The sequence below is a fragment of the Streptomyces sp. SAI-135 genome, from assembly GCF_029893805.1.
Taxonomy (GTDB): Bacteria; Actinomycetota; Actinomycetes; order Streptomycetales; family Streptomycetaceae; genus Streptomyces.
In genome coordinates this window covers 8,825,315-8,842,652 of sequence record NZ_JARXYP010000002.1, presented here as the reverse complement: position 1 = coordinate 8,842,652, position 17,338 = coordinate 8,825,315, and the positions used below count along the sequence as shown (strand labels likewise).

The window sequence follows — 17,338 nt, the reverse complement described above, 5'->3', positions numbered from 1 at the left end:
CGCGTACGGCGGACCGGCGCACGGCAGCCATCCGGTCCGTCGTACGCGGCATTGTCTCGTTCAAGAGAAGAAGGAGGAGCCCCATGTGGGGCCACCCCACACGCACCAACGCCACCGTCGTCTCGCTCGTCGCGGCGGGTGCCCTGCTCACCGGGTGCAGCGGGCCTCAAGCCGGTTCGCACGATGCGGAGTTGACGGTGTCGGCGACCACCGGGATCATCGCCGACCTCGTCGAGCAGGTCGGTGGCGACCGCGTCGACGTCACGTCGATCGTGCCGCACCACGGCGACCCGCACTCCTACGAACCCAGCCCCGGCGACGCGGCCGAGGTCGCCAAGGCCGACGTCGTGTTCAGCAACGGGTTGCTGCTCGAAGAGCCCGGGATCATGAAGATGGTCCACAGCAACGCTCGCAAGTCCACCCCGAAGATCGAGATCGCCGAGAAGCTGGAGCAGTACGGCGGCACGGTGATCAAGCTGGAGGAGGATCTCGGGCTCGACGTGCTGTGGCTCGGCTGGGCCGTCGAGGGCGAGGTCGCCGAAGAGGGCTCCCAGGTCCGTACGACAGCCATGAAGCTGGAGGGGCCCGGCGAGCTGCGCGTGTATCTCACCGACACGCTCGGCAGGCCCAAGGTGTACGTCGACTCCGCCGACGGCCTCGACGACGCCGACTCCTTCACCCTGCCGCCCGAGGCCCACACTCACGTCAACTGGGCCTTCAGCAAGCCCGGAACGTACCGGCTGACCGTCGAGGGACGGACCGAGACCCTCGACGGGAAGACCGAAGGGATCGGCAGCGGCACCTTCACCTTCACCGTCGGCGACGGCGACGGCGACGGCGACGAGGCATCCGCGGGAGCGCGCGTCCTCGGCAGCGGGCACGCCGATGTCACGCTCAACGCCGAGACCGGGCAGGTGTACGTCCGCGCCGACGACGCCAAGAGCGGCGAGCCGGTGCGGCTCCCGGCCGACGAGGTGGTGCTGAACGTTCCCGACCGGGCCAAGGAGGCCGTACCGCAGGAGGAGCCGTACGCGTTCCTCGGCGCGGCGGGCGACGAACTGTGGGTGCTGCCGCAGGCCGTGATCGGCAAGCACGTGCACGGTGACATGGACCCGCATGCCTGGGCGGACGTCGCCAACGCCCAGGCATACGTACGGCGCATCGAGGCCGAGCTGGTCAAGGCCGACCCGGACGGAAAGCCGACGTACGAGAAGAACGCCGCCGCATATCTGAAGCGACTCGGCGCCCTCGACGAGGAGGTGGCCGAGAAGCTCGCCACCGTACCGGAGCAGAACCGCAAGCTGATCACCACGCACGACGCCTTCGGCTACCTCGCCAAGGCGTACGGCATGGAGGTCGCGGGCTTCGTCGTGCCCGTGCCCAACCAGGAGCCGAGCGCTGCCGAGGTGGAGCAACTCGGCGACACCATCCGGGAGAAGAAGGTCCCGTCGGTGTTCCTGGAGCCGAACCTCGCGGCGCGGGCCGACGTACTGCGCCGGGTCGCCGAGGACGAAGGGGTCGCGATCTGCACGATCTACGGCGACTCCTTCGACGACAAGGTCCACGACTACGTATCGATGATGCGGCACAACGCGGCCGAGCTCGCCAAGTGCCTGAGGAGGGACGCCTGATGAGGGGCATGCGGAGGCTTCAGCGGATCGCCGTGGCGGTGGTGCTCTCGGCCACTCTGACCGGGGGCGGCGTCGCCGTCGCGGACGACGGCACGGTGCCTGCGCCAGGGTCCGGACTGGGCCGGATCGCCTATGCGGACGGGGCTCTGACCCTGGACCCGGCCGACGGCGCCCATGTGATCAAAGTCCGCGACTCAGGCGTGGCAGACGCCTCGGCACCCGGGTGGGACACCACCGGCGTGCCCGAGGGCGCGGTGGCCGGGGACACCGTGCGATGGTCCCTGACCGGGCTGGACGGTCCTGGTGAACTCACGGTGTACTCGGCCGAGGACGCTCCGCTGTTCGACAGTGCGGACGACGTGCGTGACGAGCACGCTCTGCCGGTGGGCCAAGTCGGCTCCACTCGCTGGGAGTTCAGTGAGGACGGCACGTACCGGGTCATCTTCACCGCCGAGGCCACGGCCGTGGACGGGCGGGAACTGTCCGTCGGGACCGTGTACACGGTGGCGGTCGGGGACACGGCGGACACAGAGGAGACGGACAACGGGGAGCCGGTCGCGGAAGCCCCCGAAGACGCACAGCCGTTGCCGGCGGCCGGGAAGGCCTTGCCGCAGGTGGCCGAAGCCGACCGGCGCACCGCCCTGGCCGCCACCGCGGCATCCGCCGACGTCGTGTCCGACAGGAAGATCCTCGACGAGGGCCACATCGACTTCGCGGCTCGCGTCGTGGCTGACAAGTTGCAGATCCACATCAAGGACGGCACGGTCTCGGGGAAGACCACCTGGCGCGAGCCCTCCTCCGTGGTTCTGCACGTCAAGCCCGCCGCCGAGAACACCCTCCCGGCGGACGACGCGTTCGCGTTCCTCGGCAAGGGCGGCGACCCGGTGTGGCTGCTCGACCAGGTGCAGCAGGAGGGGCTGCTGTGGCCGGGCTGGTCGACGGACAACATCGAGGCCGGGGCGACCAAGGGAGGCGTGGAGTTCTCGCTCACCGAAGTCGACGGTCCGGGCACCTACGCCCTCTACACGTACGACGCCATGTCGGGCGCGACCGTCTTGTTCAACAGCAAGGACGGAGTGCCGGACTCCTTCGAGGTGCCTGCCGACACGCACGCGCACGGCGGATGGGCCTTCACCAAGCAGGGGACGTACCGGCTCACCTTCAAGATGAGCGGCACGCTCGCGAGTGGTACGAAGGTCTCCGACACCGAGACGGTGACGTTCGTCGTCGGCGACACCGACCCCGGCACGGTGACACCCGGCGACGGACCGGGCAAGGAAACCTCCGGTACGTCCGGATCCCCGTCCCCGGACACGGCGGGCTCCGCCACCGACTCCGGTTCCAAGAACGGCTCTTCGGCGGACGGCGCCGACGGCTCGATGGCCTCCACCGGCGCGGGTCAGCCCGTACTGCTGGGCTCAGCCGCCGCCGCGCTCACCGCTGCGGGCGCCGCGGCCTTCCTGTCCGCCCGGCGCAGGAGGACCGCACGTGGCTGACAGCGCGGACCCGCTCCTGCGAGTCACCGGCGCGACCGTCGTACTCGGCGGGCGCACCGCCCTGGAGGAGGCCGACCTGAGCGTCGACGCCGGCGAATTGGTCGGCCTCATCGGTCCGAACGGCGCCGGCAAGACGACCCTCCTGCGCGCCGTGCTCGGGCTCGTCCCGCTGGCCGCGGGCGAGGTGGCCGTCGGGGGCCGGACCGGGCGGCGGGCCGGGCAGAGCATCGGGTACGTCCCGCAACGGCACGAGTTCGCCTGGGACTTCCCCGTCGACATCGCGGGCGCCGTCCTCACCGGCCGCACCCGGCAGATGGGCTGGCTGCGCCGCCCCGGCGCGGTGGACCGAGCAGCCGTTGAGGAGGCGCTGGAGCTGACCGGGCTCACCGAGCTGCGGCGGCGCCCGATCGGTGAGTTGTCCGGCGGTCAGCGGCAGCGGGTCCTGGTGGCCCGCGCCCTGGCCGCCGAACCGCGCATCCTGCTCCTCGACGAGCCGTTCACCGGAGTCGATGTCCCCACCCAGGACCTGCTCAACGAGTTGTTCGGCCGGCTGGCCACGGAAGGCAAGGCACTGCTGATGACCACCCACGACCTGGCGGCCGCCGCCCGCACCTGTCACCGGGTGGCACTGATCAACCGCACGGTCGTCGCCGAGGGCGGCCCCGACCTCCTCGCCGACCCCGACCAGATGCTGCGGGCCTTCGGCCTCGACCGCGCGATCGGAGCCGTAGCGTGATCGAGTTCCTCACAGACCCCTGGCAACTGCCCTTCATGCAGCGGGCGTTCACGGTCGCCGCAGTCATCGGCCTGGTGTGCGGCGTGGTCGGGGTGTACGTCGTGCTGCGCGGTATGGCGTTCATCGGCGACGCGGTCGCGCACTCGGCGTTCCCGGGCGTCGCGCTCGCCTACGCCTTCGAGGGCAACCTCCTCCTCGGCGGCGCCGCGGCCGGCATCACCACGGCCGTGCTCATCGCCTTCGTCTCCCAGAACCGTCGGCTCAAGGAGGACACCGTCATCGGCGTCTTCTTCGCCTTCGCCTTCGGGCTCGGCATCGTCCTGGTGTCCACCAGGGACAGCTGGACGACCGACCTGTCCTCCTTCCTGTTCGGGCAGGTCCTGGCGGTGAGCGCGACCGACGTATGGACTGTGGCCGCCATCGGTGCCGTCCTGGTCCTCGTCGTGCTGGCCATCGGCAAGGAGCTGGTCGCGGTCAGCCTCGACCGCGAGACGGCGCGCGCCGCGGGTCTGCCGGTGTTCCGCCTGGACCTGGCGCTCTACGTCGTCGTGACCACGACGATCGTGATGTCCCTGGAAGCGGTCGGCAACATCCTCGTCCTCGCCCTGCTCATCACCCCCGCCGCCACCGCCCGCATGCTCACCGAGCGGCTCTGGGCGATGACCCTGCTGGCATCCCTCATCGGCTGCGCCGGCAGCGTCACGGGCCTGTACGTGTCCTACGCCTACGACCTGGCCGCCGGCGGCTCGGTGGTCGTCGTCCTCACCGGCCTGTTCGTCCTCACCTGGTGTCTGGCGCCCCGCCACGGGCTGCTCGCGAGGCTTCTCCAGCGTCCGGATCCCTCGGCACTCGCGCCCACAGGCCGATGACCACGGCCGACGACCGCGACGGCGGCTCGGACGAAGACCAGGGCAAGGAGGGCGGCCCGGACCGCTGGAGGTCGCCGCGGTCGCCTTCGCCAACGGCGGCGACAACATCGGCGTTTATGTGCCGGTGTGGGGCCCCGCGGTGTCAGATTCAGTTCACAGCGTCTGACCTCACGACCCGCACCTCTCCGGCCGGTATGTGCAACTCTCCGCCGACCGGTTCGTCCGTGAGCATCTCCCGGCCCGACGCCGTGATGATCGCATCGTCGTCCGCGTGGTTGACGAAGAAGGTGAAGGTTTCCTCGTCGTTGTGGCGCACGAGCACTTCGAGCCCGTTCGGCAGGTCCGCCAGACCTGCGGGGTGCAGCAGAGAACGGGCCATGTCGAACAGCGCATCGCGGTCGAGGCCGGCCGAGACGTAGATCGCACGCCCGCCGGCCGGGAGCGTTCGCGACGTGATCGCTGGACGGCCGCTGAGGTGGCCTCCGTGGTAGCGGGCGATCACCTCGGCGTCGTGCACGCGGACGAGTTCGGTCCACTCCTCGCCCGACCAGCCGTTGTCCAGGGTGAACGTCTCACCCTCCTGCAATGGCCGGAACTCCTCGCACCAGGCGCCCAGGAGTTCACGGAACGCGCCGGGATATCCGCCGGTCCTCACCTGGTCGTGCTCGTTCACGATCCCGGAGAGGAAGCCGACCACGACCGTGCCGCCCGCCTCGGCGAAGGCGCTCACGCGCGCCGCGGTGTCGTCGTGGGTCAGGAACAGACCGGGCACCACGAGCACCTCGTACCCGGTGAAGTCGGACCAGGGTGAGAGCACTTCGATGCTCTGGTTCAGCCGCCAGAACGCGTGGTGCCAGTCCCGGACGATCCTCCCGTAGGCGAGATGGTTGTTCGGCTTGACTCCCTTCGTCATCGCCCAGCCCGCCTCGTCGTCGAAGAGGATGCCGACGCGGGCCTGGGGAGTGCGTGAGCCCATGACCGGGGCGAGGCGTCGCAGGTACTGGCCCAGTGTGCACACGTCGCGGTAGAGGTCGGTGTCCTCGCCGGCGTGGGGCACCATCGCCGAGTGGAACTGTTCCGCCCCGGCCCGGGAGGCGCGCCACTGGAAGAACAGGATGCCGTCGGAGCCGTGACCCACATGGCTCAGGCTGTTGCGGATCATCTCTCCCGGCGCCTTGGCGCGGTTGCGCGGCTGCCAGCTGACCGCGCTGGTCGAGTGTTCCATGAGCATCCATGGACGGCGCTGTGTCGTCATGGCCCGCATGCGGTCGCCGGAGAAGGCGACGTCCTGCTCGGGCAGCGGGTCGGGTGAGCGCGTGTAGTGGTCGTTCGCGACGATGTCCATGTGGGGTGCCCACCGGGGGTAGTCGACGACGTCAGGCTCGGCGCCCACCATGAAGTTCGTCGTGACGGGGAGGTCGGGCGTGATGCTCTTGAGCACGTCGCGCTCGGCGAGGTAGTGCGTCAGGAGCTCGTCCGAGGAGAAGCGGTCGAAGTCCAGGACGAGGGACGGATTCTTCGCGTCGTTGCCGCGGGGGGGCAGGATGTGTGCGAAGTCGCGGTAGGTGTGACCCCAGAAGGCGGTTCCCCAGGCCTTGTTCAGCGCTTCGAGGGATCCGTACTTGTGTCGAAGCCAGTCGCGGAACGCCGTCGCCGACGTGTCGCAGTAGCAGCGGCCGTTGCCGCCGCCCAGCTCGTTGCTGACGTGCCACATGACGACGTGTTCACGGTGGCCGTAGCGGTCGGCGAGCGCTCGGACCATGCGGAGCGCGTACGTGCGGAAGACCGGGCTGCTCGGGCACCAGCCGAGCCGGGCGCCGGGCCAGTGCGGCTGCATGTCGTGGTCGACGGGGCGGATCTCGGGGTGTGCCGCCAGCAGCCAGCCCGGGGGCGCGGCCGTCGGTGTGGCGAGGTCGATGGCGATGCCGTTGCCCGCCAGGAGGCCGACGATCTCGTCCATCCACTCCCAGTCGTACTCTCCGTCCGCGACTTCGATGAGGCCCCAGGAGAAGATGCCGAGCGAGACGAGGTTGACCCCTGCCTGCGTCATCAGGCGGACGTCTTCCTTCCATACGTCCCTGTCCCACTGTTCGGGGTTGTAGTCGGCTCCATAGCTCAGCCCGCGTGTGGGCCAGGCGTTGTCGACGTGGGACCAAGTCATCCTTTGACTCCTCCAGCGATGAGGTCGAGGCGCCAGAACCGTTGCAGGAACAGCACCAGGGCAATGAGGGGGATGATCGCGAGCGCGGCGCCGATGACGGCGAGCGTGTACAGCGACGGCGAGCCGGAGCCGCGTTCGAGCAGGGAGTTCAACCCGACCGTGAGAGGGAAGGTCCGGGTGTTGGAGAGCATGATGTACGGCAGCAGGAAGTTGTTCCAGATCCCGACGAACTGCAGCAGGAACACCGTCACCATGCCCGGCCCCATGAGGGGGAGCACGACGCTGCGGAAGATCCGCCACTCTCCGGCGCCGTCGATCCGGGCGGCTTCGAGCATCTGCGCCGGGATGGCGCTCGCGGCGTACACCCGGCAGAGATAGATGCCGAACGGGCTGAGGATGCTCGGGAGCAGCACCGACCACTGGGTGCCGGCCAGATGCAGGTCGGACAGCAGCAGGTACTGCGGCACGGCGAGGGTGATGCCGGGAATGAGCAGCCCGGCGAGGATGGCGGCGAAGAAGACACGGCCGCCTCTGAAGTCGAACTTCGCCAGGGCGTAGCCCGCGGAGGCCGAGACGAACGTCGACAGGACGCCGCCCACACCCGCGTACAGGAGCGAGTTGAGCGCCCACAGTCCATAGGCGCCACTGTCATAGGAGAACAGGTCGCGGAGATTGTCGAGCAGACCGGTTCCGGGGGCGAAGGTGAACGAGTCGAACAGCTCGCCGGGGGCTTTGCTGGCAGCGACGAACACCCAGGCCACAGGGAGGAGGCAGTAGAGCGCACCCGCCACCATGATGAGCGTGGGAACGATCTTGGTACGTTCGTGCGTCCTCTCGTTGATCGCGCTCATCGCATACCCCGCCTCGTCGAAACGCGGACCACCGCCAGAACCGCGACCGATACCAGCGCGGTACCGACGGCGAGGACGATCGACGCGGCCGCCGCGTCATGGAGATCGTCGAGCGCGAACGCGTCCTGGTAGATCGACATGAGCGGCACCCACGTGTTGGAGATGGTGTTCGTCAGAGGTTTGAGCATCAGCGGCTCGCCGTAGAGCTGGAGAGTCCCCAGGAGCGCGAAGATCGCGGTCAGCAGCAGCGCCGGGCCGACCAGCGGCACTTTGACGCGGAGGGCGATCTGGATCTCGTTGGCCCCGTCCAGGCGCGCCGCCTCGATCAGTTCGTGAGGGATGCTGCGCAACGCCGTGTAGATGACGAGCATGTTGAATCCCGTGCCGCCCCAGACGGAGATGTTGGCGAGCGAGCCGTAGATTCCGTTCGGTCCGAGGAAGGGAATGTCCCCCCACCCGAGGGACCGAGTGACGTACGAGAACGGGCTCGTCCCGGCCAGGTACATGAACCCCCACATCAGCGCGGCCACGACCCCGGGCACGGCGTAGGGAATGAAGATCGCCGTGCGCCCGAAGCTCCGCAGTTTCACCCCCGGCGCGTCCAGCAGCAGAGCGAACAGCAGCGCGAGGCCGAGGGTCAACGGCACGGCGATGAGCCCGTAGAGCGCCAGATGCCGGAGCCCGGCGATCAGTTGGGAGTCGTGGAAGACGGAGACGTAGTTGTCGAACCAGACGAAGACCGTGGAGCGGGTGCCGAGGGCCCCACCGCCGGTCCGGCGCTGGGCGTAGAAGCTGGAGCCGAGTGCGTACACCACGGGGATCACCGTGAACACGGTGTACAGCACCATGGCGGGTGCGCTGAACAGGTACGGCGCGATACTCCGACGACGACGGCGACGAGTCTGCGACGGAGCGGCCGCCGTCACTGACCTGGTGTCCTTGCCGGCAACGGCTGTGTTGGTCATGCGGATGCCCTCTCTGACGCTCTGCGCTTTCCTTCAGCCCACCGCCCTATCCCTCGCTCACCTTGAATCCCTGCTTCTTCAGGTCCTTCACCACGGCCTTCTGCGTGACGGTCAGAACGTCAGCCCATGAAGTGCCGTTGTGCATGGCCGCGTTCATCGCGTCCGTGAACGCGGTCGCTGCGACATCGGTGTTCGGGCCCCAGGTCACCGGGCGGGTGTGCTTGGCGATCTCGGCGACGACGCTGTAGTAGTCGCTCTGCTGAGGCATGAGAGCCGGGGGCTTCTGCGCAGTTGCGGCCTTCTGCCCCGACAGCGCGGCGGGATAGCCGTTCTGCACGTTGAGGATCATCTTCGCGCCCTGGTCACCGGCGTTGAGCCACTTCGCGAACTCGGCGGCTTCCTTCGGGTGCTTGGACTTGGAGGTGACGATGACCGAGGAGCCGCCCTGGAACGAGACGGTCGGGTCGTCGGCGTTCCACCGCGGCAGGGGTGCGAGGGCCCACTTGCCGGCGGTCTTCGGCGCCACGCCGTAGATGACACCGGGGGCCCAGGCGGCGGAGGGCCAGGACAGCATCGTGCCGTTGTTCAGTTGCTGGTTGTACGTCGGCGTCAGGATCGGATCGGCCGTGATGAGCCCGTCCTTGAACATTCCCTGGAAGAAGTCCATGACCTTGCGGGAGTTGGCGCCGTCGATGTTGACGGTCCACTTGTCCCCGTCGACCGACCACCAGTCGTCGCCGGCCTGCGCCGCCACGGCGGCGTACCAGCCCCATCCGTCGGTGCTCAGCGAGGCCATCGTGAGCTTGGGGTTGCGCGCCTTGATCCTGGCGGCCGCCTTGCGGTAGTCCTCCCAGGTCACGGGCGCCTTGATGCCGTACTTGTCGAAGACGTCCTTGCGGTAGAGCAGCGCCATGGGCCCGACGTCCTGCGGCAGCCCGTAGGTCTGTCCGCCGAAGGTCGTCTGCGCCCACGAGCCGGCCGAATAGTTCTTCCGTACGTCGGAGACGTAGTCGGTGATGTCCAGCGGGGCGCCGGCGACGATCATGCGCGGCAGCGACGTGTTCTCCACGAGCGCGAGATCGGGTGCGTTGCCCGCGCGAATCGCGGCGAGGAGCTTGGCGGATGACTGCTCGCCACCGCCGGCGTCGGTGTGGACCACCTTGATGTCCGGATGCGTGCGGTTGAACTCCTTGACTTCCTGTGCACTTCCGGGCGCCCACGCCCAGTACTGCAGGGTGACCTTCCCTCCGGAGGACGTGGAGGTGCCCGCATCCGAGCAGGCGGAGGCGAAGAGAGCGGTGGCGACTGTGGCGGCCGCAGCAGCCACGATCCTGCGGAACTTGCTGGTGCGCATGAGTCTCCCTCGACTCGGAGCGGCTCGGTGTCTCGCGGCGACGAGCATCACTCGGGTCGCCAGAGTTTGTCAATGGAGGTGACAAACTCAAGTGCACCCCTCCGCAAGCCAGATGTTTTCCGCCAACTGGACAGGGACTCCGGGCACAGGTGAACAAGCAGGCCGACCGGCGCTCGGCGGGGAGTGGAGCACCGCGGCGTTCTCGCTGGCCGTGCGGCAGTGGAGCGGGCTACGGGGCCGCTGATGACGACACGCCGGCTTCACCAGCGTGCGAGGGAATGCCTGCCGCGCTGCGAAGAGGTCGTCTGCGCCACCACGGGTGCCGGTAGCGATGTACAGCCGTCACACGAGCAGCCCTGACCGACCACACGGAATGCGAGCAGCCGCTACGAGCCCGGCAAGAGCCATCGGCCTCGACGCTCGGGGATCGCGTCATACCTTGCCCGGCCTGTGCCATGGCCTAGGACGTCAGCCCGTCGGGGACGCCGTGGCGGGCGAACACCTCAGAACATGACGGCCGTCGCGGGCCGCACCGTCACCGGGCTCTGAGACCAGGGAGGCTTTCCCGACGACGGGAGTGGGCAGCCGACACCGGACGGCGACCCACGCACCGGTGTCGAACCGGTAAGCACGCGCGCGAAGTCTCCGGTGGCGGCCGCCGTCTTGGCCGACAGTCCTCTGCCAGAGGCTTCACCCGCACCTCGGCGCACACCGATGACGCCGACGCGGCTTGGGTCAGGTCAGTCGTCGTACTCGGCGAGTCGGCGGTACAGCGCCAGGCCGGCTGCCGCGCGCGCCCATTCGAGGAAGTCGAACACTGTCACCTCGATGACCGGCGAGGCCGGCGCCGTGTACACGGTGCGCATCCCCTCTTCGAAGTCCTTGGCGTGGGAATCAAGAATCGCCGGGCTGTCCCCCGTCAAGATCACCTTGTCGGGATCAAGCAGGTTGAGGATGTGTCCGGCCGCCACGCCGATCCCGCGCGCAGCGCGCGCCAGTCGCTCGTGCGCCGTCCGCTCGCCCGCCGCAGCTCGATCGATGACGTCGTCGAGGGTCTGCGCACCGACGACATCCTTCACGATCGAGATCGTCGAACTCTCCGCCCACAGGCAGCCGCGATGCCCCAGGGCGCACCTCGCGCCGTCAGCCGCGACCAGGACGTGGGAGAACCGTCCCGCCCTGCGGTGCGCACCCAAAATGATCTTACGGTCGGCAACCAGTCCCACCCCGATTTCCTGCCCCAGAGAAATGAGGGCCATGCTGTCCTGCCCGTCGGCCAGGCGAGGCCATTGCTCGAACGCGGTAAGAGCCACGATGTCGTCTTCGGCCCATACCGGTATGCCGAACTCCTTCTCCCATTCCGACCGGACCGCTTCAGGTGTCACGGCCTGGAGGCCGACCCCCTCCGCAGCCCCGTCGATCCGTTCCACCGATCCACACACGGCCAACGCCGCCACGCGCAGTCCACCGGCCTTCGCCTCGGCCAGCCAGGTACGGCATTGCGCGCCGATGACGGCCGGGTCCAACTCGTCGACGTGCTGCGACCGTTCCCAGACCACCTTGTTGGTCAGATCGATTCCCGCGGCGACCAGTTCTCCCGCACGCACATGTACGCCGAGGAAGTGAAAGAGGTCGGTCCTGGCGAGCAGCATGTCCGCGGGCCGTCCCGTGCTGGCCCTCTGTTCCCTGCCGCCCTCGACGATGAGACCCGCGGCCTCGAGATCGCGTGCGATGGCCGTCATCCGGGTGCGCGACAGGCCCAGCTTCTTCGCCACCTCGCTTTTGGAGAGGCCGCCGTTCCACAGAATCTGGTTGTACGCCGACTGCGTCGTCGGGTGCAGCTGCGGCCACCCGGAACCGGTCTCGCAACGCAGGGTTGGATCATCAGGCGTGCTCGTCATGGTCACATCCAACACACTCTCACCGTCCACGTGCCATGGCGCGGTCGGTGGATCGTGTTCACCTCCGGGACCTCGCTGCGTCGGCATGGACCACTGCGATCGTGCGGATCGCCGGAAGCCCACGGGATGCTTCGAGCCTCACCTTCACCTCGTCGACGATGTGTGGGCGGAAACGCAGAATACGCTGGTAGCCGACCGAGTTCGCCTCGGCCAGTACGCGTTCGCTCCCGTCGGACACCCCGATCACCATCACCCGCTCCAGGCGCTGCCCCCGCGTGATGTCCTCACGTATGACCACGGCGCCGACCTCGGTGGGGCCGTGGAGGGTGAGTGAGACGGTCGGCATGACGTCGGCCTTCTCTGGACGCCACACGTACGGTGTTGCCGCATCCCCGGCCAGGCGCGTGAGAGCGGTCCTGTCGGCGAGGGCCTCGCCCCCCGGTGTGCGCGGCACCCCGGACGACAGCGCGATGTCCGCGTCCAGCACGCCGTTCCGGAACGTCCGGATGCGTTCGCCCAGGCCTGTCAGCGCGGCGACGTCGGGAGCCGCCACACGCCCTCGGGGATCGGGCGGCACGTTGAGCAACAGGCACGCGTTGCCACCGACCGCGTCGCACCACAGATCGAAGAGTTCGTCGGCGGAGCGGACGGAGTCGTCCTCGTTCTGGTGATAGAACCACCCCGGCCGGATGGACGTGTTCACCTCGGCCGGATACCACACCAGATCGTCGAGGTGGCCAGTGAGGGCCTCGCGGCTGCCCAAGTCCTCTTCGTCGCTTCGGACGAGCCGTGAAAATGCCCCGTCATCGGCATGCTGCGAGCGATCGACGACACGTTCGACGTCACGCAGCCCTGCGGGTACGACGCTCCATTCGTCAGGCCGGGTATGCCCGGCCTCGTTGCCGCACCACCGGACGTCCGGACCGCAGACCGAGATCACGGCACCGGGCTGCAGCCGCCGTACGACTGCGTAGTAGCGCTCCCAGTCGTACTCCTGGTACGCACCGCCGGGACCCTCGCCGTTGGCGCCGTCGAACCACACCGAGAAGATCTCGCCGTATCCGGACAGCAGCTCCTCCAGCTGGCGCACGAAGAAGTCGTCGTACGCCTGCCCCGAGCCGTACGACGCCTCCGTGCGGTCCCACGGCGAGAGATAGATCCCGAACTTCAGACCGTGGCGCCGCGCCGCGTCGGCTGCGAGCCGTACGAGGTCACCCTTGCCCTCTTGCCATGGGGAGGCGGCGACCGAGTGCGCGGTCACCTTCGAGGGCCAGAGGCAGAAGCCGTCGTGGTGCTTGGCCGTGATGATGGCGCCTGTCATCCCCGCCGCGGCGATCACCGACATCCACTGATCGACATCGAGATCGGACGGGTCGAACAGGGCTGGGTCCTCGCCGCCCAGGCCCCACTCGCGATCCGTCATCGTGTTCATGCCGAAGTGGATGAAGGCGTAGAACTCCATCGACTGCCACGCCACCTGTCGCGCGCTCGGCCTCACCGCGGTCAGGGCCCGGATCTCGTCGAGAGCATCGACGGAACGACGCGGGGGCATGGCATCGGTCATGCGAGTCATCCTGTTCGTCGGTTCACGTTTGTCACCTTGGTTTACAAACTAAGACTCTATCCTTCTGCCGGACTGCCGGTCCATACGATCTCCATGGCCCGCGACGGGAACCTGAATCTGCTCACGAAAGGTCTGCCTCCGGCAGCCCAGGACCGGACAGACCAGCCGCCGCATCAGCAGGTGGACCACGACGGGCGGCCGTCGATCGGCACGTCCGTCGCCGTCTGGCAGTGAGTCCCGTGCACCTTCGCCGTCAGCGTTCGGCAGCCCGGACAGGCACTGCCGCAGCCCGGGTGTGAGCCGTGACCACCACCGCGCCACCGCCGTCCTCGACGACCAGCTCGCCCAGCGCGACCGTCTCCTCGCCTCAGCCCTTGACGGACCCCTGCAACAGCGCGCTGATGAACTGCCGTTGGAAGATGAGGAAGATGACGAGGGTCGGGGTGAGGATGAGCAGCGAACCCGCGCACAGCAACACCAGGTCGGTGCCCCACTGTCCCTGGAACGCGCCCAGCGCTCCCGCCATGGTCCGCTTGGAGGGATCGTCGACGAGCACGATGGACAACAGGAACTGGTTCCAGGTCCACAGGAACAGCAGGATCGTCAGGGACGAGATGGCGGGCCGGGCCAGCGGGATGTGAATCCGGCGGAACAACTGCCAGGTCGTTGCGCCGTCGACCCGGGCCGCCTCCGACAACTCCTTAGGCACGTTGAGGAAATGGGCGCGCATCCAGTAGACCGAGAAGGGCATGTAGAGCCCGATCAGCGGCAGGATGATGGCCCACCGGGTGTTGAGCAGGCCCAGGTCCCTGATCTGGTAGTAGATCGGGGTGATCACGGCCTCGAACGGCATGGTCAGGCCGAGCAGCAGTACGCCCATGGCGACCGCGCCGCCACGCACCTTGAGGTGTCCCAGGCCGAAGCCGGCCAGCGTCGCGATGAAGACGGCGGCCGGTACCACGCCGGCCACGATGAGGAGGCTGGACTTCAGCAGGGCGCCCATGTTGGCCACGTCGAAGGCGTCGACGAAGTTGTGCCAGTGCGGGTCCGAGGGCCACTCCAGGCCGGAGGGGACCGTGCCCCTGGGCTGCAGGGCGGCCGAGAGCATGCTCACGAACGGCAGCAGGGTGACCACCATGAGCAGGACGAGGAAGACCCTGCCGGTGATCGCCTCGCGTCGGCTGATGTTCACTTCACTTGCCCTCTCGCGACAGGCGCTGGATCGGCAGCACACAGACCAGGACCAGCAGCATGAGCACCACGGCGAGTGCCGAGGCCAGACCGACCTGCCGCTGGGCGAAGGCCAGCCGGTAGATCTCCAGGCCCGGCACGGTCGTGGCTGTTCCAGGGCCTCCGCTGGTGGAGATGTAGACGATGTCGAAGCTGGCCAGGGCGGCGATGACGGTGACGGTCAGGCAGATGCCGACCTCCCGGCGCAGGCTCGGCAGGGTGACGGCGAAGAACTCGCGCACCGAGCCCGCTCCGTCGATCCTCGCCGCCTCGTACAGCGCCGGATCGATCTTGCTCATGCCGGTCACCAGCAGGATGGTGCACAGCCCGAGCAGGACCCAGGCGCCGATCACGCCCACCGCGGGCAGCGCCGTGTCGAACTCGCCCAGCCAGGCGCGGGAGTAGCGGCCGAGACCGACGGAGTTCAGGACCTGGTTGACGATGCCGGTCGTGCTCAGGACCCAGCTCCACGCGATGCCCGCGGCCACCAGGGGGATGATCTGCGGCAGGAAGAGGATCGTACGTGCGGCGGCCCCCAGCGGCCCTCGGCTGACCCGGTGGATGAGGCTCGCCACGAGCAGGCCGAGGCAGACGGGGACGAAACTGAAGAAGATGATCAGCACGAAGGCATGGAGGATGATCTCCAGGAGGTCCGGATCCGTCAGCACCGTGCGGTAGTTGTCGAGGCCGACCCATTGTGAGGGGCCGATTCCGTCCCACCGGTAGAGCGAGTACTGCATGGTCGTCAGCAGGGGCTTGAGGACGAAGAACCCGTACACCGCCAGCGCCGGCAGAACGAAGAGCCAGCCGCTCCAGCGAGTCCGGTCGGCACCCCGCAGGGCGCGGGGCGCCCTGCGGGCCGAGGACCTCGTCGGCACCGCCGCGCGCGCCGGCGAGGTCCTCGCCGGCCGTCCTTCGCGTGCCGCATGTGTCTGCGTCACTGCGACAACTCCTTCTCGTACTCCTTCTGCACGGCCTTCACATAGCCTTCGGGGGTCTGCTGGCCGACGATCAGCTTCTGGAGCTCGGGGGTGATGGCCGAGGCGAAGATCGATCCCGTCGCGTTGGCCGTGAAGTCCACCGCGCCGTTCTCGGCGGCCAGTTGCTGCGAGGCCTTCAGAGTCGAGGCGAGGACCGAGCCCTCCTTGGCCTTCGGCACCGCGAGGTCCGCCGGACCGCCGGGGCTGGAACCGCCCACGTCCACCAGGATCTTGCGGGCCTTGGCGTCGGTGTGGAGCCAGTTGAGGAAGTAGGCGGCCTCGTTGGGGTGCTTGGCCCGCTCCCCGATACCGAAGGTGTTCGGTGAGGACATCGCCACGTGGCGGCCGCCCGCGCTCTCGGCCGGGAAGAGGAAGAAGCCGACGTTGCCGGGCATCTTGGTGTCCAGGTTCGCGGACTCCCAGTCGCCGTTGAACATGAACAGGCCCTGACCCTTGGCGAAGTCACCCACCATGGTGGTGTAGTCGATGGCGTTCGCGTCCTTGGGGAAGTACCCGGCCTTCGCCCACTTCTCGATGGTCTGCGCGGCCTTCAGCGAGGCCGGTGTGTCGAAGGTGGCGCCCGGCTTCTGGAAGATCCAGTCGTTGACCTGGGCCGGGTCGGTGAACTGGTTCTGCAGCGCCTGGTAGGTGAAGTTGATTCCGGCGGTGTTCTTGTTGAACTGCATGATGGGCTGGACGCCCGCCTTCTTCGTCCGGGCCAGCAGGCTCTCGAACTCGGCCACCGTGGCGGGCGGCTTGGTCATGCCGACCTTCTTCGCCAGGTCCTTGTTGTAGAACACGCCCGTGACGCTGTAGCCGAGGCCCGCCCCGTACAGCGGACCCGAGCCGCGCTGGCCGTCCTTGTTCACGCGCAGCTGCTCGAGCTGGGAGGCGGGGAACTTGTTCCAGCCGTAGGCCTTGACGTACGGGTCCAGGTTCTTCAGCAGGCCGTCCTTGACCAGGTCGACCATGGTGGGGAGACGGATGATGTCCGGGGCGTTGTCCCCTGCCAGCACGCGCGGCGCGTTCTCGACCAGGACGGTGAACTGGTCCTCCCGCACCTTGAACGTCACGTTCGGGTGCTGCCGCGTGAACTCGTCGGCCAGCGCCTTGGCGAGCGGGAACCCGGTCTCGGCGTACATCTGCAAGGTGATCTTGCCCTTGCCCAGCGAGGTGCTCACCGCGGTGTCGCCGGAGGAGGCCGTGTCCCCGGAGCCCGGGGCGCTGCACGCCGCGCCCAGGAGGGTCAGGGGAATCACCACCGCTGGTGCGAACCGCCGTCGCCACGGGTTCCGACGGAGCCGTGCAGTCGGATGCCCGGCCTTGCCTTCGTACATGGAGGACTCCTTGCGTGTGTCACGGAGGGTGGATCCATGCGATCCACCCGTTGTGCTCGGTCGGCGGAACCGGTGCCGGAGCGACGCTCTCAAAGCCGCTCCGGCAGTGCCCGTGGGGAGGCCGTGACAGCCGGATCCGATGGTCGTCCCGCCGTCGGCGCCGGCCGGACGGCGGGGCGGAAGGGAATGGGGAGAGTGTGTTGCCAAGGCGGCTTCCGCAGGTGCTAAATAGATTTAGCAGCGAGCATGGGCCTTACCCCGAA

General features: G+C 68.3%; 13 protein-coding genes and 1 pseudogene. 4 read left to right on the top strand and 10 right to left on the bottom strand.

The features are described 5' to 3' along the window. Positions 1–83: 83 nt before the first annotated feature. Genes M2163_RS44525 through M2163_RS44510 form a run of 4 tightly spaced genes read left to right on the top strand, consistent with a single transcriptional unit; the run spans position 84 to position 4,732 of the window. Complete coding sequence (locus M2163_RS44525) at positions 84–1,631, top strand: anchored repeat ABC transporter, substrate-binding protein (RefSeq protein ID WP_280896948.1); 1,548 nt, start codon at positions 84–86, stop codon at positions 1,629–1,631. Continuing rightward, entirely contained in the window at positions 1,631–3,127 is a 1,497-nt protein-coding gene (locus M2163_RS44520) for a TIGR03773 family transporter-associated surface protein (protein ID WP_280896947.1), read from the top strand. Before M2163_RS44525 ends, M2163_RS44520 begins: the two co-directional genes overlap by 1 nt. Then, positions 3,120–3,863 (top strand): anchored repeat-type ABC transporter ATP-binding subunit, encoded by a 744-nt coding sequence (locus M2163_RS44515; protein ID WP_280896946.1) that lies wholly within the window; start codon positions 3,120–3,122, stop codon positions 3,861–3,863. Before M2163_RS44520 ends, M2163_RS44515 begins: the two co-directional genes overlap by 8 nt. After that, positions 3,860–4,732, top strand: coding sequence for an anchored repeat-type ABC transporter permease subunit (locus M2163_RS44510; protein ID WP_280896945.1), 873 nt, complete (start codon positions 3,860–3,862; stop codon positions 4,730–4,732). Before M2163_RS44515 ends, M2163_RS44510 begins: the two co-directional genes overlap by 4 nt. A 148-nt stretch (positions 4,733–4,880) precedes the next feature. Here M2163_RS44510 and M2163_RS44505 read toward each other — a convergent pair whose 3' ends face one another. From M2163_RS44505 to M2163_RS44460, 10 genes and pseudogenes are all read right to left on the bottom strand, one after another. After that, entirely contained in the window at positions 4,881–6,893 is a 2,013-nt protein-coding gene (locus M2163_RS44505) for a beta-galactosidase (RefSeq protein WP_280896944.1), read from the bottom strand. After that, the gene (locus M2163_RS44500; protein WP_280847157.1) at positions 6,890–7,744 is read right to left on the bottom strand and encodes a carbohydrate ABC transporter permease; all 855 of its coding nucleotides are present in this window, start codon (positions 7,742–7,744) and stop codon (positions 6,890–6,892) included. The genes M2163_RS44505 and M2163_RS44500 overlap by 4 nt, the downstream gene beginning before the upstream one ends. Further along, positions 7,741–8,709: a sugar ABC transporter permease gene (locus tag M2163_RS44495; RefSeq protein WP_280896943.1), complete on the bottom strand. Its 969-nt coding sequence runs from the start codon at positions 8,707–8,709 to the stop codon at positions 7,741–7,743. Before M2163_RS44495 ends, M2163_RS44500 begins: the two co-directional genes overlap by 4 nt. 46 nt (positions 8,710–8,755) lie before the next feature. Continuing rightward, a complete protein-coding gene (locus tag M2163_RS44490) occupies positions 8,756–10,063 on the bottom strand; it encodes a sugar ABC transporter substrate-binding protein (protein ID WP_280896942.1) in 1,308 nt (435 codons plus the stop codon). A gap of 740 nt (positions 10,064–10,803) precedes the next feature. Further along, a complete protein-coding gene (locus tag M2163_RS44485; protein WP_280896941.1) occupies positions 10,804–11,964 on the bottom strand; it encodes an ROK family transcriptional regulator in 1,161 nt (386 codons plus the stop codon). 58 nt (positions 11,965–12,022) lie between these two features. Next, positions 12,023–13,528 (bottom strand): alpha-L-fucosidase, encoded by a 1,506-nt coding sequence (locus tag M2163_RS44480; RefSeq protein ID WP_280896940.1) that lies wholly within the window; start codon positions 13,526–13,528, stop codon positions 12,023–12,025. 63 nt (positions 13,529–13,591) lie between these two features. Further along, positions 13,592–13,809, bottom strand: a pseudogene (locus tag M2163_RS44475) (transposase family protein); the annotation flags it as partial. Between the two features lie 86 nt (positions 13,810–13,895). Continuing rightward, positions 13,896–14,720, bottom strand: a complete 825-nt coding sequence (locus M2163_RS44470; RefSeq protein ID WP_280896939.1) for a carbohydrate ABC transporter permease — start codon at positions 14,718–14,720, stop codon at positions 13,896–13,898. A 1-nt stretch (position 14,721) separates the two neighbouring features. Next, positions 14,722–15,699, bottom strand: a complete 978-nt coding sequence (locus tag M2163_RS44465; RefSeq protein ID WP_280847164.1) for a sugar ABC transporter permease — start codon at positions 15,697–15,699, stop codon at positions 14,722–14,724. Next, positions 15,696–17,000 carry an extracellular solute-binding protein gene (locus M2163_RS44460; RefSeq protein ID WP_280896938.1) on the bottom strand — a complete coding sequence of 435 codons (1,305 nt, stop codon included), beginning with the start codon at positions 16,998–17,000 and terminating at the stop codon, positions 15,696–15,698. Before M2163_RS44460 ends, M2163_RS44465 begins: the two co-directional genes overlap by 4 nt. Positions 17,001–17,338 lie beyond the last annotated feature (338 nt).

What these genes read in the sequence shown, in the direction of transcription:
- M2163_RS44525 (WP_280896948.1), top strand. Translation starts at nt 84, where the DNA reads ATGTGGGGCCACCCCACACGCACCAACGCCACCGTCGTCTCGCTCGTC.
- M2163_RS44520 (WP_280896947.1), top strand. Translation starts at nt 1,631, where the DNA reads ATGAGGGGCATGCGGAGGCTTCAGCGGATCGCCGTGGCGGTGGTGCTC.
- M2163_RS44505 (WP_280896944.1), bottom strand. Translation starts at nt 6,893, where the DNA reads ATGACTTGGTCCCACGTCGACAACGCCTGGCCCACACGCGGGCTGAGC.
- M2163_RS44500 (WP_280847157.1), bottom strand. Translation starts at nt 7,744, where the DNA reads ATGAGCGCGATCAACGAGAGGACGCACGAACGTACCAAGATCGTTCCC.
- M2163_RS44495 (WP_280896943.1), bottom strand. Translation starts at nt 8,709, where the DNA reads ATGACCAACACAGCCGTTGCCGGCAAGGACACCAGGTCAGTGACGGCG.
- M2163_RS44490 (WP_280896942.1), bottom strand. Translation starts at nt 10,063, where the DNA reads ATGCGCACCAGCAAGTTCCGCAGGATCGTGGCTGCTGCGGCCGCCACA.
- M2163_RS44485 (WP_280896941.1), bottom strand. Translation starts at nt 11,964, where the DNA reads ATGACGAGCACGCCTGATGATCCAACCCTGCGTTGCGAGACCGGTTCC.
- M2163_RS44480 (WP_280896940.1), bottom strand. Translation starts at nt 13,528, where the DNA reads ATGACCGATGCCATGCCCCCGCGTCGTTCCGTCGATGCTCTCGACGAG.